This is a genomic window from Paenibacillus sp. EZ-K15, assembly GCF_002573715.1.
Lineage (GTDB): Bacteria > Bacillota > Bacilli > Paenibacillales > Paenibacillaceae > Paenibacillus_AQ.
In genome coordinates this window covers 15557-37740 of the sequence record NZ_PDHM01000025.1, presented here as the reverse complement: position 1 = coordinate 37740, position 22184 = coordinate 15557, and the positions used below count along the sequence as shown (strand labels likewise).

Here is a 22184-nt window from a genome sequence, read left to right as displayed (position 1 = left end):
GCTCAGTTGGTAGAGCACCTGACTTTTAATCAGGGTGTCGAAGGTTCGAGTCCTTCATGGCTCACCATTGTTTCATCTTGTGCGCGTGTGGCGGAATTGGCAGACGCACTAGACTTAGGATCTAGCGTCTTTGACGTGGGGGTTCAAGTCCCTCCACGCGCACCATTATTTGCGGACGTGGCTCAGCGGTAGAGCATCGCCTTGCCAAGGCGAGGGTCGCGGGTTCGATTCCCGTCGTCCGCTCCATTTGCGCCCTTAGCTCAGCTGGATAGAGCGTTTGACTACGAATCAAAAGGTCGGGAGTTCGAATCTCTCAGGGCGTGCCATTTTTTAAAAAAAATTAATATCGGGATGTAGCTCAGCTTGGTAGAGCACCTGGTTTGGGACCAGGGGGTCGCATGTTCAAATCGTGTCATCCCGATTTGTTTAAGAGTAGAGCCCCGCAAAAGTAATCGGAATATGCTCCAAAGCATAGCGTCACTTTTGTGGGTTGATATGCGGGTGTAGTTCAATGGTAGAACTCCAGCCTTCCAAGCTGGTAGCGTGGGTTCGATTCCCATCACCCGCTCCATACATAAGCAGGACATCACCGTGTGTGATGTTTTTTTACATATTCACACGACTCCCCTGCGAAGTGTTAATGTGCTAAAGAAGATAGTTGGGTCAAGGTTTATAGGACTAATGTCTATGGTATATGGGTATATCAATATCATGAGTTTTGTCGATTTGGCTAATTTTTTCGCCTGGAAAATGCAGATTTTCATGCGCTTTTATTGTATGATGTTAGGAAGGCGTTACGTCCTATAGACAAACTGCTGAAACGGGTTGAGATGGGAGGAGTAGCATGACTGAACTTACAGTAACCGCAAAGAGCAATTCCAACAATCTGCTGCGGCGGGATGTACGGTTCCTTGGCAATATTCTTGGAGAAGTTCTGGTCCACCAAGGTGGCAATGAGCTTTTAGATATAGTTGAGAAAATTCGTGAAACGAGTAAATCGTTGCGATCCGTATTCCTGCCAGAATTGTTTGCAGATTTCAAAAGGATCATCAGCACATTGGAGCCCGACATTCGCCATCAGGTGATTCGCGCGTTTGCCATTTATTTTCAATTGGTTAATATCGCGGAACAGAATCATCGCATTCGTCGCAAACGCGATTACGAGCGTTCCGCCGGGGAGAGTGTTCAACCAGGTTCCATTGAAAGTGCGGTCCAGGATTTGAAAGAGCGCAATATTACGTTTGAAGAAGTTCAAGAAATTCTCGAAAGTCTATCCCTTGAGCTGGTAATGACAGCTCATCCAACAGAAGCGATGCGTCGGGCTATTCTGGATATTCATAAACGGATAGCGGACGATGTGATGCAACTGGACAACCCGACACTGACATTCCGCGAACGAGAGCAGCTTCGGGAGAAACTACTGAATGAAGTGATTACGCTGTGGCAAACCGACGAGCTTCGTGACCGTAAGCCGACGGTTCTTGATGAGGTTAGAAACGGTATGTATTATTTTCACGAGACCCTGTTTCACATTCTGCCAGAGGTTTATCAAGAACTGGAGCGCTGCCTAAGTAAATATTATCCGGGTCACCATTGGCACGTTCCAACCTATTTGCGTTTCGGTTCGTGGATCGGTGGCGATCGGGACGGAAATCCTTCAGTGACGGCGGACGTAACATGGAGAACGCTTGAAATGCAGCGAAAGCTAGCGATTCGTGAATACCAACGGATTTTGCGTGAATTCATGAAATACCTCAGCTTCAGCTCATCGATCGTGAGCGTTTCGGATGAATTGCTTCAATCCATTGAAAAAGACCGCGAGCATGTAACACTGAAGAAGATGGAAATTTGGCACAATGAGAAAGAGCCTTATCGTGTAAAACTGGTATATATGCTGGCTAAAATGAGTCATATTCTTGATGAGAACATGACTGGTGGCGAGCGTTATCAGTCCCCTGAGGAATTTATCGAGGACTTGAATATCATTGATCGAAGCTTGCGTTTCCATTTTGCTGACTATGTTGCAGACACGTATATTCAAAAACTGATTCGTCAGGCGGAGTTGTTTGGTTTCCATACAGCAACGCTGGATATCAGACAGCATAGCCAAGAGCATGAAAATGCCATGGCCGAAATTCTTCGTAAAATGAACGTGACTCAGAATTATGCCCAATTAAGTGAAGACGAGAAGATCGAGCTGCTTAATAACTTGCTTAACGATCCTCGTCCGTTGACTACGCCTTATCAAGAGTACAGCGACAGCACCGAAGAATGCCTTGAAGTATACCGTACCGTATTCCGTGCGCAGCAGGAGTTCGGCGTGAAATGTATTTCAAGTTATTTGATCAGTATGTCCGAGGGCGCAAGCGACATTCTGGAAGTGATGGTATTTGCCAAAGAAGTCGGACTTTTCCGCAAGGACAATGACGGTTCTGTAATAGCTACTTTGCAGGCTGCGCCATTGTTTGAGACGATTGAGGACCTGCATGCCGCACCTGATATTATGCGTAAGCTCTTCAGCCTGCCGATCTACCGAGAAGCGGTTAGCGCCATGAATGAGCTTCAGGAAATTATGCTGGGTTACTCTGACAGCAATAAGGACGGCGGAGCCATTACAGCGAACTGGGAGCTCCAGGTAGCACTCAAAGATATTACGGCTGCAGCCAATGAGTATGGCATCAAGGTGAAATACTTCCATGGTCGAGGCGGATCGCTTGGTCGAGGCGGTATGCCTCTGAACCGCAGCATTTTGGCTCAACCGGCATCAACGATTGCGGGTGGCATCAAAATCACGGAGCAAGGCGAAGTTATTTCTTCCCGTTACTCCTTGAAGGGAATTGCCTACCGCAGTTTGGACCAGGCGACTTCAGCACTAATAACGGCTTCTCTTAATGCCCGTTACCCTGAAAAAGAATCGACTGAAAAAGAGTGGGAAGAGATTTCCTCGAGGATCTCGGCCGCTTCACAGAAAAAATATCAGGATCTGATCTTCCGTGATCCGGATTTCCTGAGCTTCTTCAAGGAATCCACGCCGCTTCCTGAAGTGGGAGAGTTGAATATTGGTTCCCGACCATCCAAACGTAAGAACAGTGACCGTTTTGAGGACCTCAGAGCCATTCCTTGGGTGTTTGCGTGGACTCAGAGCCGTTACCTGCTTCCTGCATGGTACGCGGCTGGTACGGGCTTACAGAGCTTCTACCAGGGCAAGGAAGAGAATATGAAGGTGCTTCAGAAGATGTACACGAGCTATCCGTTCTTTACGTCGCTGATCGATACCCTTCAGATGGCTCTTGCCAAGGCTGATCTGATCATCGCCAAAGAGTATTCTCTGATGACGAAGGATGATCAAGCCCGCGAACGTATCTTCGGTCTGATTCAGGAAGAATTCAACCTGACGAAAGAGCTTGTTCTTAAGATTACGGGACAGCAGGATATTCTGGATAACCAGCCAGTCCTACAGGAATCGATTCGACTCCGTAACCCTTACGTGGATCCGCTCAGTTATTTGCAAGTCCAACTGCTTAATGAGCTGCGCGAGTTGAGGGAGCAGGAGCAGGACGATCCGGATCTGCTTCGGGAAGTGCTGCTGACCATCAACGGTATTGCAGCAGGGCTTCGTAATACAGGTTGATCCTTGCAGGATAACAAAGCTGTTTGAAAGGGATAGTATAAGGCGAGGTTCCCTAAAGGAGCCTCGTTTTTTCATCTATGAAGCAGCATAACCGCTGATGATTAGAGTATCGGCTGCAACATGATTGTCTTTGATAGGGAAAAGGGATTCTTTTTGAATTATTGTTGATTTTTAGAAACAGTTGAATTACGATTTGAATGATGCTTTTTAGACGTTACCCATCAGACCATTCTGGGGGAATTATGGTGGACAATTTGGATGTAAGACTGGCGAAGCTGGCCCGAAAAGGGGACCAAAGAGCTTTTGCTGAAATCGTAGAGCTTTATAAAGATAAGATTTTTCATTTGGCTTACCGGATGCTGAGTAACCGTCATGAGGCGGAGGATGTCGTACAAGAGACTTTTTTGCGTGTATATAAAAACCTTGATCGATACGACGAGAATCAGAAGTTCTCCACTTGGATATACCGAATCGGTACAAATCTTAGCATTGATCGGCTGCGCAAACGCAAGCCGTCTTTCTCGCTGGACGCCGACCTGAATGAAAGCGAAGGCATGGACGGCTACTCCCTGATCCCGAGCGATAACCGTACACCTGAGAGTGAAATGCTGTTATCCGAGACACAGCGCATCATTCACACGGCGATTGATGGACTTCCTGCCAAGTACAAGACAATCATGATTCTAAGGTACATCCAGGATTTATCCCTGCAGGAGATCAGCGATATTTTGGACTTGCCTGTAACAACGATCAAAACGCGAGTACATCGTGGACGCGAATTTTTGCGTAAAAAATTAGAGTACAAATTGTGAGGAAAAAACGCCTATCGCCGTTCTTTGAGGAAGAGAGACCGCGTTTAAGGGCGCTTTTTTCTTGCGATGCCAATAAGTCAGTATCCGCATTTTTTTTCTGATTTTCTTTTAAAAAGTTGAAACATCCCCGATTCCGGCACGTATGAACAATAAGCAAGTCTTATGCCCCTACGTGGGAATAGACCCAGCAAAGAGATTGAATGAAAGGATTGGCTCACAAATGGATTGCAAATTAGCCGTCTCTTTGATGCATGATTATCTGGATAATGACTTGTCCGACCCACAGCAGCTGGAATTGCAAAAGCATTTGCTGGATTGTGCTGACTGTCGGAATTACTTCGAGAAGCTGGAGCATACCGATATGCTTCTTTATTCCTTAACTCATCATGCGACCAAGCCATCCGATGATTTAACGGAACGTATAATGGGCATGCTGCCGCAGCCCAAGAGACAAAAGGCTTGGGTCAAATGGGTTAGGAATCATCCTGCGCTCACGGCTGCAGCTTTGTTTTTGGTTGTCATGCTCTTCAGCACAATCAGTTTCTGGAGTCAGGATACTCAGCTGGTTGTAAAGAGTGATGAATTCGAAAAGCTGGTGATTGAAGGAGATACCGTCATTATTCCTCCGGATCAAATCATCACGGGAGATATTACAGTCGAGAATGGAAAGACTAAGGTCTACGGTCAAGTGAATGGCAATGTGACCGTCATTGACGGAGAATTATTTCAGGCTTCCACCTCACATATAGCAGGTCAAGTGAAGGATATAGATCGGGCGATGGATTGGATCTGGTACAAGATCTCCACTCTGTTTACAGATGCCGCTTACCGCTAGGTGAAACCTGAAGCCTACTGAATAAAAGCGCCTCTTTTCAGTGAAAAGACGGCGCTTCTTTTGTTGATTTATGATCTTTTTCATGGAAAGCAGAGAGCGTCCGCTTGCATCGGAAAGATTAACGTTATAACCTAGAGAGTGTAGAGCACATACTACATATATAAGTCGCATGCGTTATTAAAAAGGAAGTTCAAAAAGTTCCCGTGTGATCAGAAGGAAAATGAAGAGCTGGTTCGGTAGTCGAATCGTTAAGCGTTCATTTTCGAGGAACCGGATTTTTTGGGCCCGCACTTAAAGGAAATGACGGGGGTTGCTGTATGGAGTATTTCACAGATATGACCTGGGGTGAAACCATTAAAGATATCATCGATATCCTTATCGTTACTTATATAATATACCAGATGATACTGCTCGTCCGCGGTACGCGGGCGGTCCAGCTCCTCAAAGGGATTTTGGTGCTGGTGGTCATCTGGGCGCTTAGCACCTGGTTTGATCTGTACACGCTAAAGTGGCTGATGAATCAGATTTTTACATTCGGGGTGCTGGCGATCTTTATCATCTTCCAGCCGGAGCTCAGACGTGGTCTGGAGCAGCTCGGACGAGGTAAGCTGTTCGGGCGGACATCAGATATTGACGAAGAGACCAATAAGTTAATCAGCGAAACCATTAAGGCGGTTAATTATTTGTCGCGGCGCAAAATAGGGGCTCTGATCGTCTTTGAGCGGACGACGGGACTGAATGAGTATGTAGAATCAGGAATTCCGATGAGATCAGTGATCAGCTCGGAATTGTTTATTAATATTTTTATACCGAACACACCGCTCCATGACGGAGCCGTCATTATTCAGAACGCTCAAATTGCAGCCGCTGGCTGTTATTTGCCGCTATCAGAGAACCCTTTTATCAGTAAGGAACTGGGAACAAGACACCGTGCCGCTATCGGGATCAGTGAGGTGGGGGATGCGATTTCAGTTGTCGTATCCGAGGAGACTGGGCAAGTATCGCTGGCCTTGAATGGACAAGTGGTTCGAGATATTAAGGAAGAGTCTCTCATCTCCAAATTGTATGAGGAGCTCAGGCCTGCCGCGTCCATCAAGGAGAAACGCACGTTCTTCTGGAAACGGAAGGGGGACGGCAGCAATGGATAAATGGATCAAGAACAACACGGCAAGCAAGCTCATTGCACTCGCTGTCAGTATTTTATTGTGGGCGATGGTTCATATGGACAGCGGAACGCCTGCGCCACCAACGACTTTTTATGATACTAAAATCATTGAAGGCGTTAAGATTCAGACCTATGGATTTGATGACAGCGAATATGCGTTAACGGGTATTGATAAGGACCGCGTAAATCTCGAAGTTCGGGGAAAGAAATCCAATATCTCGCTTTTGACCGACGACTATAAGGTGAAGCTTGATTTGAGCAACGTCAGAGAACCGGGGACGCACACACTTCCGTTAACCTACTCGATCCCGAGTGGTGTGGAGATGGTATCGATGGAGCCATCCGCGGTTACGGTGACGGTTGAACCGAGAGTGTCGAAATCCGTGACGGTAAGTATTGGAACCAAAGGCGAGCCTGCTAAAGATTACCGTGCCGGAACACCCGTGCTGATTGACCCAAGGCAAGTCACGGTTACCCTGCCTGAATCGTCAATGGCGGATCTGGGGCAGGTCAAAGGTAATGTGGAGCTTGATGGTGCCAAAGAGAAGATTACGGAGAAACGAGTCAAGCTTACAGCATATGATAAAGAAGGCAACGCGATGGAAGATGCGGTTATTGAGCCTGCTACAGTAGCAGCTGAAGTGCCGATTGAGCCTGCATTTGTCACCCTGCCGCTGGAGCTTCAATATACCGGACGGCTGCCGGAAGGGTTTGTCCTATCCAAGGTGGATCAGAAGGTAAAAGAAGTGAAGCTGTTTGGCAGTAAAGAGGCGCTGGCAGGAGCTGAGACCTATATCGAAGCTGCGATCAATTTGGGAGAAGTTAGAAATTCGGGAACAACAGTGCTTACGGCCGACTTGACGCCGCCTGAAGGTTTTGAGAAAATCGAGCCGAGCTCTGTAACGGTGGATGTTACGGCTGTATCGCATGGCGAACGGGTGATTACAGGAATTCCAATAACGTTAAAAGGGGTTGCCTCCGGCTTGGATGCTGTCATTACGGATCCAAAAACGAAGACCATATCTTTAACGCTAACCGGAGCGCCTGACTTGCTTAATAGTCTGGAGCCGACAGATATTGGAGCAGAAGCGAATGCAACCGGCTTGAAAGCCGGCGTTCACGAAATTCCGCTGCAGATCACGCTGCCTAATTTTATTAACCGTACGGATTCGGAACGTCCTGTTATTAAGCTAGAGCTCAAGGATAACTCCAAGCCTGTGACAACGGAGCCGGATACCTCGAAGAATGAGGGAACGGACAAAGACAAGCCTGTTTCACCAGGAACGGGCTCAGGAACAGAAACAGGGAATGATCAGGGGGAGAATCCGGAGACGCCTCCTACTCATGAAGACACGGATGGCTCCGGATCAGGAGAAAACCCAACACATCCGCCGGGAGACGGATCGAATGATGGGACAACGGGATCAGAAACGTCCAATGATGGATAATAACGAAGAGTAGATAAAGGAGTATATAAAACATGGGGAAATATTTTGGCACAGATGGAGTAAGAGGAGTTGCGAATCAAGAGCTGACAGCCGAAATGGCTTACAGCATCGGTCGCTGCGGCGGCTATGTGCTCACGGGCGATAAAGAGAAGCCAACCGTCATCATCGGTATGGATACTCGCGTATCAGGGGCTATGCTGGAATCAGCATTGGTTGCAGGCCTGCTGTCCATCGGTGCACACGTCATTCGTTTGGGTGTCGTAAGTACACCAGCGGTGGCGTATATCACAAGACTATTGAAGGCTGATGCGGGTGTTATGATCTCGGCTTCACATAACCCGGTACAAGATAATGGGATTAAGTTCTTCGGTGGAGACGGCTTCAAACTGTCGGATGAGACAGAACTCAAGATTGAAGAGCTGATGGATGCGGATACGGATAACCTGCCGCGGCCGATCGGTGCTGATTTAGGTGAATTACTTGTTGATAACGAATCTAAATTTAAATACCTGGAATATTTAAAAACGACGGTCAATAACCGGTTTGACGGCTTGAAAATTGTACTGGATTGTGCAAATGGTGCAGCTTATGAGCTCGCTCCGAAGCTTTTCCGTGAATTGGGTGCGGATGTGATTACCATCGGTGCTGAGCCGAATGGCTTGAACATCAATGATCACTGTGGATCGACTCACCCGGAGAAACTCGTCGAGGCTGTACTCCAGCATGGGGCTGACCTTGGTCTGGCTTTTGACGGAGATGCGGATCGTCTGATTGCGATCGACGCAAAAGGTGAGGAAGTAGACGGCGATTTCATTCTGTGCATTTGCGGTGATGCCATGAACCGTGCAGGCAAGCTGAAGGCAGGCACCATCGTTTCGACCGTTATGAGTAACATCGGTTTCTATAAGGCATGTGACAGCTTGAAGCTGAAAACGGCTAAAACTGCAGTCGGTGACCGCTACGTGATGGAAGAAATGCGGCGTGGTGGATATAACCTGGGTGGAGAGCAATCCGGGCATGTGATATTCCTGGATCACAACACTACAGGTGATGGCATTCTGACTGGGATTCAATTGGTGGACACGTTGGTAGCCTCCGGCAAGCCTCTGCATGAGCTGAAGAGCAGCATGCGCAAGTACCCGCAAGTGCTGGTGAATGTTCGTGTAGGTGATAAGAGCAAGTACCAAGGCAATACCGTTATTGAGTCTGCGATTGCTGAAGTAGAAGGCATTTTGGGTGATAATGGCCGTGTCCTGGTTCGCCCATCGGGAACGGAATCCCTCATTCGCGTCATGGCGGAAGGCCCGGACAAAGAAGAGCTCGACCGTTATGTAACGCAGATTGCAGACGTGGTGAAGCGGGAATTGGCGTAAGACTTAGGGTGTATTTTTCAAGGAAAGCAGACTAATTTTTGTCAGGGCCAGTGAACTATGCAGATCCGGTTCACTGGCCTGCTGCTTTTCGGTGAAGCAGTCGAATGAAAGCGCAACACCCCCTGTCCTGTCAGCAAAGAGTGCGAATTACGGCATTGCTTGAGAAGATAGGCCATTCGATGTCATTCACGAGGTTAATTATATGCAGGGCTTGGAACTCCTGGGAAGCAGCCGAGTTGCCAAAGTCAGAACGCATGAATATAATAAAGGATGTCATTCAAGAATAGAAAGCGAGGATTGTGAGGTTACTTCAAGCGTCATAAGCGCCAGAGCTTGTACCTGCGCGGGGATTGGTTATTGCTACGATAGGATAACCAAACGGCAGAACGCAAGTTGACGAGGTAGAGGTGTTCGGATTATTCGGCGGGGACCTCTCGGTTATGCACCAACCGTAAGCGGATCACGGAAAAGGAATGGGCGACCGTTCTTACAACGTATCTGCAGGTGCTTTTAACACACTAATATACAAAACATGAATGTGCGATTTAGAATGCGACAGCGCGGTGGAAGAAGAGTGCATTCATGTCTGTTCAACTTCGCAGCCTATATCTTGCTGGATTTTTTTGAACGTTGATAATTGAATAGATCATTCTTCTTTCCTGATACCGCACAGATGCTGCCGTGTTCTATTTCCGCCTACTATTATAGGGAAATCGAACGGAGGAATCATACTATGTGTGGTATTGTCGGATATATTGGAAATCAGAAAACGCAAGCGGTGTTGATCGAGGGATTGAGAAAGCTGGAGTATCGTGGATACGATTCAGCAGGGATTGCCGTCTTTACGAATGAAGGTCTGCGTGTGGCCAAGGCGCAAGGGCGTCTTGCCAATCTGGAGGAGAGACTGGAGTCTGCCCCACTCGTGGGAACTGCAGGTATCGGTCATACCCGCTGGGCTACGCATGGCCGGCCGTCGGACGTGAATTCGCATCCGCATACAGACGAAAGCCAGAAGTTCTCCGTTGTCCATAACGGAATCGTTGAGAACTATCTGGACCTGAAGGAAGAGCTGATCAGCCAAGGACACCACTTTGTTTCGGAGACCGATACAGAAGTTATCTCCCATCTCATTGCCCGTGAATATGACGGGGATATTGTTAAGGCCGTGCAGAAGGCGATCTCTTATATGAGAGGTGCATTTGCCCTTGGCGTCTTGACCGAGTATGAGCCGGATCGATTGGTGGCTGTGCGTCAAGCAAGCCCACTTATTATCGGTCTTGGCGAAGGGGAGAACTTCATCGGTTCTGATATTCCGGCTATTTTGAAATATACGCGGAACGTATATATTCTCAACGATGGAGAGATGGCTCTGCTGACAGCAGATGCTGTCGAATTAATGACCATTGAGGGGAACTTTATTTCTCGGGAAATGATTCGTGTCGATTGGGATGCCGTTACAGCGGAAAAAGGCGGATTCGATCACTTCATGCTGAAGGAGATCCACGAGCAGCCAAAAGCATACCGGGATACGATGCTGGGCCGTGTGGATGAGAGCGGACGCAAAGTCGTTCTGCCTGAGCTGAAGCTGACACAGGAACAGATTAAGAACATTCGCAATGTGCAGATTGTGGCCTGCGGTACGGCTTACCATGCCGGACTTGTGGGACGCAGCGTGATCGAAGAGATGGTACGCATTCCGGTTGAAAATGACGTAGCTTCCGAGTACCGTTACCGTTCGCCGATCGTTACACCAGAGACTCTTGTCATCGTTGTGAGCCAATCCGGTGAGACGGCAGATACCTTGGCTGCGCTTCGTGAAGCGCAGAGCCATGGCGCTCATGTCCTGGCCATCACGAACGTGGTAGGCAGCTCTATTGCTCGTGAAGCCAACGATGTGCTCGGCACCCTGGCTGGTCCGGAAATTGCCGTAGCTTCCACGAAGGCTTACACCTCTCAGTTGATTGCATTCTATCTGTTTGGTCTGTACCTGGCTCAAGTACGCGGTACGATGACAGAAGAAGCTGTTGCTGAAGTGATTGCAGCGATGGAAGCACTGCCTGAACAGGTAGAATCCATGCTGACCAACGCAGAATCGATCAAGGGATATGCCGAGCAAATTGCGGAGCATGAGAACCTGTTCTTCATCGGCCGTGGTCAAGACTACGCCGTAGCACAAGAAGGCTCCCTGAAGCTCAAGGAGATCTCTTACATTCACTCCGAGGCATATGCTGCCGGCGAACTGAAGCATGGTACGCTGGCCTTGATTGAAGAGGGAATTCCCGTTATTGCCTTGGCAACCCAGGAAGCAGTTCTGGAGAAAACGGTGAGCAACATCAAGGAAGTGAAGGCACGCGGCGCAGAAGTGATGGCGATTACGCACGAAGAGCATGTGGCCGGCTTGCTGAAATCCGTAGATCAAGCCTTCGCCATTCCGAAGACCTTGCCGATCTTGACGGCAGCCTTGTCTGTCGTACCGCTGCAGTTGCTTGCTTACTACGCATCGCTTGCCCGTGGCAACGATGTGGATAAGCCGCGTAACCTGGCGAAGAGCGTGACGGTGGAGTAAGGCTGGGAGCGGGGAAGTAAGCTTATGTTCAACACGTTGTCTGGTGATAAAAAAAGTGTGGAACTAGTAAAAAAGTATGGAACCAGTAAAAAAACTGTGGAACCAGTAAAAAATGTGTGGAACCAACATGTAAGATGATTAATGCATCTAGAGGGGAGCCTGAGTGAATGATTCCGGGCTGCCCTTTTTTTATTATATAAATATTGATTTTGCATGGAACTTGTTGAGTGGTGGTGAAATGGATGAGTGAAATTGGATATAGAATAAAATGTATCCGAAAAGAAAATAATCTAAACCAATCTCAGTTTGCAAAAAGTATAGGAATTTCTCAAGGGAACCTGAGTGAATTGAAATGGGGAATAGTAATCCTTCAGCTGAAACATTGATATCAATTAGGGTCCAATATAATGTTAATCTAAACTGGTTGTTAACAGGCGTAGATTCAGAAGATGGGATTACATATGAAGACTATAATGAATAAAAGTTAGTTGAGGTTTATAGGAACCTAATTGATTGATAATCCGAAATTATAGAGATAATACAACTGAAGTTGGATGACCAAGTCAACATTGCTATTTTCAAAGAGGATAATTCTTGTTGAAGGCATAAGTGAAGCAATGCTCATTCCCTCGTTTGCCAAAATTGTTTTAGCTGAACTCAATAAGAGCGCTTTAATTAATTCAAGGCCGCTACTACCAGCATCTTTATAGGAGGCAGGCGTTTCAATAATTAATATTAACGGAATTAATTTTAAACATTTTATGAAACTATTCTCGAATTGCGATAACTCTAAAGGTATGTATAAACTACCAATTCTATGTGCTGGAATCACAGATAATGATCCGCCAAAAGAAAAAATTGAGGTGTTAGATGAAAAAGGGGAGCCTGCATTAAATCGGCATGGCAAGCCTATAGTAGATTTACAGGAGGTATATCCAACACCTAGTAAGCTCTTAAAAGGTGCTAATAGTGCACTTGAGCTAGAAGATGATAAACAAAAGATCGTTTGGGGACGTTTATATAGTTTTCCACTGAAGACATTTGAGTACGATTTACTTATGGAAGGCAATATTTCAAAAATGGCCGAAGTTCTTCAGAAATTCTGGCTAACTGATAAGGGGAGCGTAAATAGTACGTGTAGCGCTATTACGGATATTCAACTTCTCAATGCCGCTATCAAAGCTCAAATTCCCAATATGGAAACGCCCGTCAACGTAAAATGGGATGAAGACGACATTGATAAGTACTCCTTGCTTGATTTTGTTGAATTCTGCTATTCAAAAATAAATGATATCAACGAAAGTGACTAACATAGTTACTTCAAGCATGTTCACATATTCTTCCCAGACACGGAAATCGAAAAAGAAAAATTTCGCGTCGAAGTAAATCAAATCTTTGCACGAAACGGATAGTTTTAACTATCTAGATAGTGATGGTATGACCAAGCGTCACTTACCTACTCAACTAGATGCAGTACTAAACCTAAACGTAAAATCGAAAGACAACCGTTTGAACGAATTGGTGAACTTAGCAATCGAAAATATTCGTAAGCCAAAGGAGATCGATCGTCAAACCGCGATTGAAAAGATTTGGGACGCATTGGAAAGAATTAAAACGTTCTATGACTCGAACAACAAAAAGGCTTCGGCACAAACGTTAGTTTCGAATATAGCAGCGGGAACCGCAGAATTTGATAAACTGCTAGAAGATGAATTCAAAACCCTTACTGATATCGGAAATAAGTATCAAATACGACACTTTGAAACCAACAAAATTCAAATCGGTTCTATGAAACAAATCGATTATTTGTTCTATCGCTTGATTGCGTTGATTGACTTGTGTATGGATAAAGTGAACGAAAAATAAAGCGTCATATCTCGGTTGGCTGGAGGGTTAAATGAGCATTTCTATTCAAAAGGTTCCATACGGATCTGATCTTGAGAAATTCGTTAATTCAGCATCAATATCATTAAAGATAACCTCACCGTACATAACTTTTAAAGGAATTCAGTACATCACAAAATCTAATATTGTTCCTAAAAAATAAAGCATTAGACTGACAACGGCGTTAAATCGACCGAATACCAGCCTTGATCGATGGATGTAATATGAACAAGAACGGACTGCCGCGGCTAAGTGGCAGTCCGTTATGCATCCGAAGTATCGTCTGAAACACTCCTATAGAGGCATCCCATAGCGTTGGTTATAGTATATACTTTTTTTGTAGAACTGATAACTTCGTACCATGCCATAACGGAATTCATAATGGCATGAATGATTGCATTTTACGAAAGGAGAAATCATGGTGGATCAAACATACTGGGTTTTAGCAAAAAGCACCGTTACTCCGTGGTGGATAGGGAGCGGGTACGCGGCGTGCTCCTGGGCATTAATGTAAAATGTCAACTAGAGAAGAGAGTAGTGTGCGGAAACGTTTTTTCAAGTCATTTCGACCGCTGCATTGGCGACTGACGCGATCCTATATGCTGATCAGCATTTTGGCATGGCTCCTTGTAGAGCTTCTGCTCCTCTTGGCGCTCGGGTGGGGAATGTATATGTCGCGCTCATTCTTGCTAACGAGTGCCTTGAAAAGCAATGCGAATGTCGCCGGTTCTTTGCTGGCAGGCGATCATGGACCCGATCGTGCAGGCTTGACTCTTTGGCTCGAGCAGCAACAGCGAGTCGTGGACAAAGTGTTTTCTTACACGGGCATCCTTGCTGTCGTTGACCGGCAAGGGCAAGTTCTCACATCGACAGGGGCCGGCGTCCGCCCTCCGTCACATGGAACTTTGCTGTCGGCTCAGCTCACAAATCAGACAGCGGATCAATTGCAAACGTATCTCGACAGCCAGGGTGACGTCAAGTTGATAACGCATGAGAGCGCATCAACAGGAGTTCTGGCATTCATACCGCTAAGGGCAACGGAGAAGCAGGCAGATGGAATTCTCGTTATGCAAGCGGAAAACCTCAAGATTCACCCCTCGTTATGGCTTGGAATCGGCGTGACTGTCTTGCTTCCAGCCTCAGTAATTATAGTTCTATGTGTTGGAGCGGCAGGCGCTGTGTTTGGTGCGGTCACTTCACGGCCGCTCATCCGGCGGTTCGGCACTTTGGCGGATGCCGCCGACCATTGGAGCCACGGCGATTTCTCCGTCTTGGTGCAAGATCCCGGCGGAGACGAAATCGGACGGCTGACACGCCGCTTGAATCATATGGCCGAACAGCTTCAGCACCTTGTTCAGGTGCGCCAGGAGCAAGCCGCTTTGGATGAGAGGGGTAGAATGGCGCGCGATTTGCATGACAGCATCAAGCAGCAGTTGTTCGCGCTTTTCATGCAAATTAGCGGAGCGAAAGCACTTCTGCTGCAGGGAAAAGAAGGTGCGCTCCCCCGTCTGGAACAAGCAGAGGATTTACTGGGGCAGGTACAGGACGATCTCACGAATCTGATCCATGAGCTGCGTCCCGCCATGCTGGAAGGCAAAAGGTTTCCTCAAGCGCTGCTTGAGCAAATCGAGCAATGGGCAGAGAGAACAGGGATCGATGCTGTTTTTCAAGTCCAAGGGATGAATCCAATCCCGTTGCAGCTGGAAGAAGCCTTATACCGTCTAACGCAAGAAGCGTTGTCGAATGTTGCCCGCCACAGCGAGGCGCGTACCGTTCGTATTCAACTCATTTTCGAACAGGATAGGACGACACTGGAGATTGCCGATAATGGCCGAGGGTGTCGTGTCTCAAGCAAAATAGGAAAAGGGATCGGTCTCCTTTCCATGTCTGAACGGCTCCTTCCATTCGGAGGAGAGGTTAGCTACCAGAGCAAGCCGGAGCAAGGGTTTGTCGTCACTGCAACGGTGCCGGGCCATGGGCAGCAGGACAATGAAGCATGATGGTGCATAAGTACGAGTCCTATAAGTGAAGGGAGTGAGAATACCGATGGAGGATGACATTCACATTTTATTGGTTGATGATCATAGCCTGGTGCGCCACGGAGTTCGTTCATTTCTCGAAACTCAATCCGATTTGCGCATCGTGGGGGAAGCGGCTTCCGGAGAGGAAGCGGAACATCTTGTAGCCGATCTGGTGCCCGATGTCGTCCTAATGGATTTGTCGATGCCGGGAATTGGCGGGATTGAAGCGATCCGCCGAATAAAGAAACGCAGCCCCCATTCCCAAATTGTCGTGTTGACCTCTTTTCAGGAGGACGTCTATATATTTCCCGCTTTACGTGCGGGAGCTCTTTCTTACGTATTAAAGAATGTTCAGTCGGGCGATCTTGCTGACATTATCCGAAAAGCGCGTGGCGGCGAAGCATTTCTCCATCCGCGCGTGGCCGCTCGGGTAGTGCAGGAGCTTCGCGAGGAACGAAAAGATATTCCCAACGTTTTTAACGATTTAACCGATCGTGAGCTTGAAGTATTGCGCCTTATCGCCCAAGGAAACGCCAATGCGGCTATCGCGCAAGCGTTGGGCATCAGCGAGCAAACAGTGAAGGGTCATGTCAGCAATATCCTTGGCAAATTGCAACTGGCGGATCGGACCCAGGCGGCTGTCTTTGCTTGGGAACAAGGCGTCGTTCAGCGAAAGCGCGGAGATGTATAGGATGCAGGGAAAAGAGGAGTGATGCGATTATGAACGAACGAAATGAAAGGATGCAAACAATGGGTGAGAAATGGACGGGATACAGCGCATGCGCCTCGGCGATCGGGCTTGGCGTTCTCCATTTTATCGCCAACCTCCTCGGCTTCATAAATGCTCCTGCTGCGGAACAGAAGATAGGACTGTTTATCGCATGGGGTATGCTTCCCAGCCTCATCTGTTTCATATTCGCAGCGGCTGCAATGGCGCTTGTCCGCTTCTGGGGCGGAAGAAGATGGTTCCGGGCAGCGCTTGCGCTCACATGGACCGCGTTTGCAATTATGAGCTTACACGATGTCTGGCATCTGATTCTCGCGGTGCAACGCAAAGACTTCACGATTTTCCTTCACATATTAGGGCCAGGTCCATGGTCTCTGATTGGAGCGGTCTTGTTTGGTCTCACCGCGTGGCGTGCACGGAGCAGATTGATAGACGGCATGACTAGGGAGGCGTGATAGATATGCATACGCAAACGCAACATACGCAAACAAAATCGTTGGTTTGGTCGGGTTACGCAGTTTCTATTTGGTCCTTCGTTTATATGTTTCCACACCTTTATTGGGCTTTAGGCGGCAAGATGGGGGGGAGCATACTAAAACCCAATACAATACAATCTATCCATTTTGATTTGATTAATTGGATTGCATCCGTATTTCTAACCGTTGCCGGACTTATTGGTCTTGCATTTATTTATTGGAGTAAGGGCAGAGTTTCTAGTTATATGTTGCTATTTATATCCTGGGCAGGATGTTCGTTAGCCACTTCGCACGGCATGTATGGAATTGTTTATAGAATACTTCAAATCAGAGGGGTAGTCGGGTTGGAGTCGGGATCATTTGACATCCATGAAGATGCCTATGTGTTGTGGGATCTAGTGCTCTTTGAACCTTGGTTTTTAATCGAGGGGATTTTATTTGGCATAGTAGGGTACTGTTTCTTGAAAAAAGCCCGCAGCAGAAAAATCTGGCTGGCGGCTTGCATTATCGGTATTATTTTCGGTTTGGTCACTGGGATTATGGGTGTGCGATTTGCATAAGCATCATCTCTGTGTTCCTGAAGGATGGGAAGGTGGACAGTAAAGGTCTGACAAAATCGTTTCGGGGGAAGTTATCGCATATTCTGCAAACTTTAGTATAAGGAGCGGATGAGGTACATCGGTGTTACTACCAATGCAAAATGTCCAAAGGATGACAGGGCAAGTTGTCATTGGAATGCGTCTCCAATAGTTGAAGTTTGCATCTGTTAGATCCGAGAATCCCTTGGCTGGATAGCTAGGACGATATTTGCAGGTTCTAAAGATGGATTCCGCATAAGTGTTGTCATTACTCACTTTTAGACGGCTTCTTGAAGGCGTGAAGCCGAGTTGATATAGGGTTTCTAGTAGCGATAACTCCTTCGTAGGACTGCCATTGTCTGAGTGCAGCACAAGCGGCTGTGGCGAAGGCCTTCGCTGTTCGGAAAGCATACCTCGTCTAACTAGTAAACTAGCATTCTCAGCAGATTCTTCAAGCCATACATCCCATGCAATAATCTTCCGACTATATAAATCGAAGATGAGATAGAGATAGTAATAGATGCCTTTAGCCGGTCCGGGAAGCCAGCTGATATCCCACATCCAAACTTGATTGGGACCCCTTCCGCGATGGTGCTGCATATCTGCATCTTTTAGGACTCGGTAGAACTTAGACTCTGATGCGATATAAACACCTTCGTCAGCAAGTCGAGGAACGATTTGACTGGGTGGAGGACTCTTGAACGCTGGTTGATTGACCGTCTGGACGATCGTTTCTCTTTCTTCATTGCTCAGCTTGTTTTTGGGCGTTGGTCGTTCCACTAGCGACCGCTGATCCTCATTTGGTGTGAGTGAGGTCACTTCTCCAGCGTTGCAGGCTTCTCTGGCTAATGCCTAGCTCCTTACAAGCAAGTGGTTTTCTTGCTCCACTAACTGCTTCTTTAATCAGTATAATAGCTGTATCGCGATCTGAGGCACTGATCAGTCGTCCTCGTTGTCCCCCAAAATTTCATTGGCCTTTTTTCTGAGCACTAGCAGAGCAGCAGTTTCAGCAAGTGCCGCTTCCTTGCCCGAAGCTCTCGACACAGGTTTCCAACTTTCTTTTTATGGAAATTCCTAGCGGTTCCACACTTTCTATTTTAAGTGTTTATCACGTGCCGCAGCAAACTCAGCAAAATCAACGAAAATGGTTCCAGAGTTTTTTAACACCTGACAGCTTAATGTAGATTTTGAAATAAAGTTACACCGTTTTACCCCTTTAGATATGATTATCTAAAGGGTTTTTTTATGTCGAAAAGAAAAAGAACATCCGAGATTGAACAGTGGATTAAACAAGGTCGAGGACCGGTATTGGAGTAGATTATAAACCTTGGTTAAAGATTCAAGATGTATCTTCAAAGGGTCGTTCAACTCGTTTAAAAGGAATAAAAACAAACAGACAGCATGAATTTCTGTCGGATTTAGAACGCAATTATTTTTATTTAACTGAGTATTCGAGTTATATTGTTGCTGGCCGCAGAACAGATTTTGAAAAAATAGAGAAACTACATATGCAGTAAGGCTTGAAATGAAAGCAATTGAACTATTACACTATGATAATTTATATGATTTCACTTTGGATATTATCGGAAATAATTCTTATTGATGACTTAAAGTAGAGTCAAAGGTTAATTACAGCTCATGAATCGGGAGTGAAAATAAGATTGCAAAAAATTTCAAAATATAATAGGTTTAAGATTATTTGATAAAACAATCGACCGAATAGAACGAATGATGAGAGGGACGGGAAAATGAGCGATACAAGGACCAAATTGATGCTGGATTTGCAAAGAATTGAGAAGGACGAGTATCAGTTACGGGAAGGTGAGCAGCATCAAGATCTCTTACCTTTGTTACTTCAATATATTGGCGATCCTCAGCCAGAATTACGGGATAACCTGATCTATCCGATGTTTTATATGTGGATTAAGGAGGAGAATAGGTTCAGTGGAGAGGAGTTGCGTAGCCTCTTAACTGTTCTGACTGATGAGAACCATTTGTTCTATAATATTGGCAGCGAGGATGATCAGTCAGTTTTTACAAGGACGTTCTCTGCCTTGCCTATCGCTTTGATTGTGCAACGCCACAGACAGAATCCATTTTTCAATCAAGCGGAAATTGAGCAATTAATGCATGCAATGCTCCGTTATTATAAAGAGGAGAAGGATCTGCGAGGTTACCTTTCAGTAGGAGGCTGGGCTCACGGCGCGTCTCACGGTGCGGATGTTTTTGTCGAGTTGGTGCAGTGCGAGGAGAGCAGCGTCGCAATGCTGCGTGAGGTTCTTATCGCTATTTCTGGCATGCTTCATAATGGCAGACACATTTTTAGCGATGAGGATGATGAGCGGTTGGTCAACATCGTGGATATGATGATTGACAAAGAGTTACTTCCATATCAAGAAATCGCTGATTGGATTAGCGGCTTAGCGCAATGCTGCAATTTGCCGAGAAGTCGCAGTCAGGTGATTGCTCGCGTGAACAGCAAGAATTTCTTGCGCAGTCTCTATTTCAGAAGGGGACAAGATAGCCGAGGGAATGAGCTTAGCACTGTCATGCTTGGTACTGAGGCAAAATTGAACAGGTTTTCTATCAGTTAAAGGATTAGAGGTGCTGTCCCAAAAGCCATTCCGATCTCGGTGTTAACGAACCAGTCTATCAGCGAAATAGAATTCAGATTTCACGATTTCGGAAGAATAGAAAGGCTACGCCCCTGGTGATAAGGGGCGTAGCCTTTCGTTATACTTACTCGATCGATTCCACCTGAACAACTGGCACCTGCGTGAGCTGACTGGATCCGCTACTGTCGCTTTTCTCGCTATTGTCTTGTTGGGCATCCTCAGGATTGAGCTCATTACCAGTTACGGGTTCGCTTGGATCCTCTGTCTCATCCATGATATCTCCATCAACTTGTCCGTTCTCCGGTTCGGCAGGGTCTGGAGCCGCAGGAGGCTGGCTGCTTCCCGGGATCTCCAGCTGCTGATACTCGCCGCTGAATGTTCCGATTAGGGTCGCGCTACCCGCAGGGAAATCCAGGTCTCCTTTTAAGATGACATGGTATCCATTGCGTTCAGCTAAGACCTCACCATAGCCACCTTCCGGGATATGGATAGAGAAGCGCACCTTCTCATTCGGATATCTCTCGATATTAGCGATATCGATGTCGGTATAATGAACCTGATACCCTGTGAATCCGTATTGGTCTCCTTGACGCTCGAAGATGGCGATCTCTTCCGGGCTTACTCCTTCCAGATTGGTGACCAGTATAGACTTATCGGGCTGGACCTGGTAGTCTTCGGCCGTGAACTGGAACAGCGGCGACAGGTTGGCATCTCTGGCTTCATAGCCTGAATACAATACAAGATCGGTTCCCGCATCGCCCTCTACTAGGATAACCGGATTCTTTGCGGAGCTAAGCGAATCCTCGACTGAAACCTGTTGGATGGCGATGTCGGACGGGTAATCACGGTTTTGGAATAATTGCACCGTTTCATCGGTCTTCAAGACCGCTAAATAGATGATATTCCCCTCATCGACTCCAATGGCATAGGCCAATCCTCCGAAACGATTCCCGCCTCCGCTCACATAGCTGAAGCTGCCTTTCAGACCAGCCGTTTGGAACAAACGAATCGGATCGTGAATCGTCCAAGCCAGTTTGGCAGCTTGCAGTTTACTGCTCATATCCTGGTATCCCGACAGTGCTTCATAAAGTGCTACCGCTTCCTCGTAGTTCTGATCTTGTACCATTGCATCGGCAGCTGCGATCCACCGGTTCATCTGATTCTGAATATACTCCATAATTGTAGCGTTCTTCAGACCGCTCCGGTCCAGATAGTCTCTATACCCCATGGCGTGCGAAACAAAATCGGAAGGCCGCTCTCGCTGGACATCCTTTTGCAGCATGGTATACACAAGTTCATCGGTCTTGCTATTCAACCAGGCAGCCGGCAGCGATCGGCTGGCATATTCTGAACTCATGGCATGTGACCAATTCAGCAGATCCGTATACTGCCCGGCTCCTGCCAGACGGGTTAGGACCATTTCGTCATAACGCTGGAACAGACGGAGCAGCTTGTCATTCTTCTGCTTCTCCCCGCCGTAGAATGAATCCGGAATGCGGAGTAAATTCCATTTGAAGCTGTTGTCGTCATACTGCAACTCTTCAAGCAGCTCGTCGGCCTGGCGGTTAAACAAACCAATGAACTGCAGGAATATCCGTTTCACATCGTCGGGGATTCCGTAGAACGCAGCAATTTCATCGTAGTAGGAAGCGTAAGCTCCTTGCTGCCCCGCCAGCTTCTGCTCTGTATCAAGCAATTCAGTATATACGTTCATAAAGCCGGAAAAATCGCCTGCTTCCCCGGCCCGGCTCAATCGATGATCAAGCGAGGAAAGGTTCTGCTTCATGGAAGTAATGGGTTCAAGCTCGTGTAGTCTTGAGGCAAGCAGCTCTTCTTTATATAGAAGGGAGCGGTTATTTCGCGCCTTCTGATACCATTCTTCTGCCTGAACAAGCTTCTTCTGAGCATACAATAACTCTGCTTGTGCCATCGATTCGATTTTCTGATAGATATGAAATCCCTTATATCCGATCAGCAGCAGAAGGACTATACATAAAAAAAGATACAAATTACGCAGGGTTAGCGTGTTTTTCATCGTCATATCGGTATAGCC

General features: G+C 46.9%; 18 protein-coding genes, 5 tRNA genes and 1 pseudogene. 22 read left to right on the top strand and 2 right to left on the bottom strand.

Translation table 11 applies throughout. The features are described from left to right. The first annotated feature begins 81 nt into the window (after window positions 1–81). The 20 genes from CRG97_RS29305 (at window position 82) to CRG97_RS29220 (ending at window position 17498) form a co-directional block, all read left to right on the top strand. Window positions 82–165, top strand: a tRNA-Leu gene (locus CRG97_RS29305). Window positions 166–171: 6 nt separating this feature from the next. Further along, a tRNA-Gly gene (locus CRG97_RS29300) sits at window positions 172–246 on the top strand. A gap of 3 nt (window positions 247–249) precedes the next feature. Next, window positions 250–326: transfer RNA gene (locus CRG97_RS29295), tRNA-Arg, on the top strand. Between the two features lie 21 nt (window positions 327–347). Continuing rightward, a tRNA-Pro gene (locus CRG97_RS29290) sits at window positions 348–421 on the top strand. A gap of 76 nt (window positions 422–497) precedes the next feature. Next, window positions 498–571: transfer RNA gene (locus tag CRG97_RS29285), tRNA-Gly, on the top strand. A 273-nt stretch (window positions 572–844) separates the two neighbouring features. Beyond that, window positions 845–3631 carry a phosphoenolpyruvate carboxylase gene (ppc, locus tag CRG97_RS29280; RefSeq protein WP_098749085.1) on the top strand — a complete coding sequence of 929 codons (2787 nt, stop codon included), beginning with the start codon at window positions 845–847 and terminating at the stop codon, window positions 3629–3631. A gap of 242 nt (window positions 3632–3873) precedes the next feature. Then, complete coding sequence (gene sigW / locus CRG97_RS29275) at window positions 3874–4443, top strand: RNA polymerase sigma factor SigW (protein WP_098749084.1); 570 nt, start codon at window positions 3874–3876, stop codon at window positions 4441–4443. Between the two features lie 220 nt (window positions 4444–4663). Beyond that, window positions 4664–5278 (top strand): zf-HC2 domain-containing protein, encoded by a 615-nt coding sequence (locus CRG97_RS29270; protein ID WP_076325275.1) that lies wholly within the window; start codon window positions 4664–4666, stop codon window positions 5276–5278. A gap of 317 nt (window positions 5279–5595) precedes the next feature. After that, window positions 5596–6426 (top strand): diadenylate cyclase CdaA, encoded by an 831-nt coding sequence (gene cdaA, locus CRG97_RS29265; protein ID WP_098749083.1) that lies wholly within the window; start codon window positions 5596–5598, stop codon window positions 6424–6426. Continuing rightward, on the top strand, window positions 6419–7891 hold the full coding sequence (locus CRG97_RS29260) for a CdaR family protein (RefSeq protein ID WP_098749082.1): 1473 nt from the start codon (window positions 6419–6421) through the stop codon (window positions 7889–7891). The genes cdaA and CRG97_RS29260 overlap by 8 nt, the downstream gene beginning before the upstream one ends. 32 nt (window positions 7892–7923) lie before the next feature. Beyond that, window positions 7924–9264 (top strand): phosphoglucosamine mutase, encoded by a 1341-nt coding sequence (glmM, locus tag CRG97_RS29255; protein ID WP_098749081.1) that lies wholly within the window; start codon window positions 7924–7926, stop codon window positions 9262–9264. A gap of 733 nt (window positions 9265–9997) precedes the next feature. After that, the gene (gene glmS, locus CRG97_RS29250; protein WP_098749080.1) at window positions 9998–11830 is read left to right on the top strand and encodes a glutamine--fructose-6-phosphate transaminase (isomerizing); all 1833 of its coding nucleotides are present in this window, start codon (window positions 9998–10000) and stop codon (window positions 11828–11830) included. 242 nt (window positions 11831–12072) lie between these two features. Continuing rightward, on the top strand, window positions 12073–12216 hold the full coding sequence (locus tag CRG97_RS32970; RefSeq protein WP_114149318.1) for a helix-turn-helix domain-containing protein: 144 nt from the start codon (window positions 12073–12075) through the stop codon (window positions 12214–12216). A gap of 168 nt (window positions 12217–12384) precedes the next feature. Next, window positions 12385–12540, top strand: a complete 156-nt coding sequence (locus CRG97_RS34140; protein ID WP_343225218.1) for a TOPRIM nucleotidyl transferase/hydrolase domain-containing protein — start codon at window positions 12385–12387, stop codon at window positions 12538–12540. An 87-nt stretch (window positions 12541–12627) separates the two neighbouring features. Further along, complete coding sequence (locus CRG97_RS29245) at window positions 12628–13140, top strand: hypothetical protein (protein ID WP_153047518.1); 513 nt, start codon at window positions 12628–12630, stop codon at window positions 13138–13140. 85 nt (window positions 13141–13225) lie between these two features. Further along, window positions 13226–13696, top strand: a complete 471-nt coding sequence (locus CRG97_RS29240) for a hypothetical protein (RefSeq protein WP_098749078.1) — start codon at window positions 13226–13228, stop codon at window positions 13694–13696. A 557-nt stretch (window positions 13697–14253) separates the two neighbouring features. Beyond that, window positions 14254–15714 (top strand): sensor histidine kinase, encoded by a 1461-nt coding sequence (locus tag CRG97_RS29235; protein WP_161952974.1) that lies wholly within the window; start codon window positions 14254–14256, stop codon window positions 15712–15714. Between the two features lie 46 nt (window positions 15715–15760). Continuing rightward, the gene (locus CRG97_RS29230; protein ID WP_098749076.1) at window positions 15761–16426 is read left to right on the top strand and encodes a response regulator; all 666 of its coding nucleotides are present in this window, start codon (window positions 15761–15763) and stop codon (window positions 16424–16426) included. 59 nt (window positions 16427–16485) lie between these two features. Beyond that, window positions 16486–16917 carry a hypothetical protein gene (locus tag CRG97_RS29225; RefSeq protein ID WP_153047517.1) on the top strand — a complete coding sequence of 144 codons (432 nt, stop codon included), beginning with the start codon at window positions 16486–16488 and terminating at the stop codon, window positions 16915–16917. 5 nt (window positions 16918–16922) lie between these two features. Continuing rightward, window positions 16923–17498, top strand: a complete 576-nt coding sequence (locus tag CRG97_RS29220; protein WP_098749074.1) for a DUF3995 domain-containing protein — start codon at window positions 16923–16925, stop codon at window positions 17496–17498. Between the two features lie 3 nt (window positions 17499–17501). On the opposite strand, the gene CRG97_RS29215 is transcribed toward CRG97_RS29220, so the two are convergent. Beyond that, window positions 17502–18296, bottom strand: coding sequence for a DDE-type integrase/transposase/recombinase (locus tag CRG97_RS29215; RefSeq protein WP_098749073.1), 795 nt, complete (start codon window positions 18294–18296; stop codon window positions 17502–17504). A 465-nt stretch (window positions 18297–18761) separates the two neighbouring features. On the opposite strand from CRG97_RS29215, the pseudogene CRG97_RS34135 reads away from it, so the two are divergent. Together CRG97_RS34135 and CRG97_RS29200 are read left to right on the top strand one after the other, a co-directional pair. After that, window positions 18762–18982 (top strand): annotated as a pseudogene (locus tag CRG97_RS34135) (TnsA endonuclease N-terminal domain-containing protein); the annotation flags it as partial. Window positions 18983–19264: 282 nt separating this feature from the next. After that, window positions 19265–20110, top strand: a complete 846-nt coding sequence (locus tag CRG97_RS29200) for a DUF2785 domain-containing protein (RefSeq protein ID WP_098749072.1) — start codon at window positions 19265–19267, stop codon at window positions 20108–20110. Window positions 20111–20255: 145 nt separating this feature from the next. Here the strand turns inward: CRG97_RS29200 and CRG97_RS29195 are convergent, their stop codons facing one another. Further along, window positions 20256–22172 (bottom strand): hypothetical protein, encoded by a 1917-nt coding sequence (locus CRG97_RS29195; RefSeq protein WP_098749071.1) that lies wholly within the window; start codon window positions 22170–22172, stop codon window positions 20256–20258. Window positions 22173–22184: the final 12 nt, after the last annotated feature.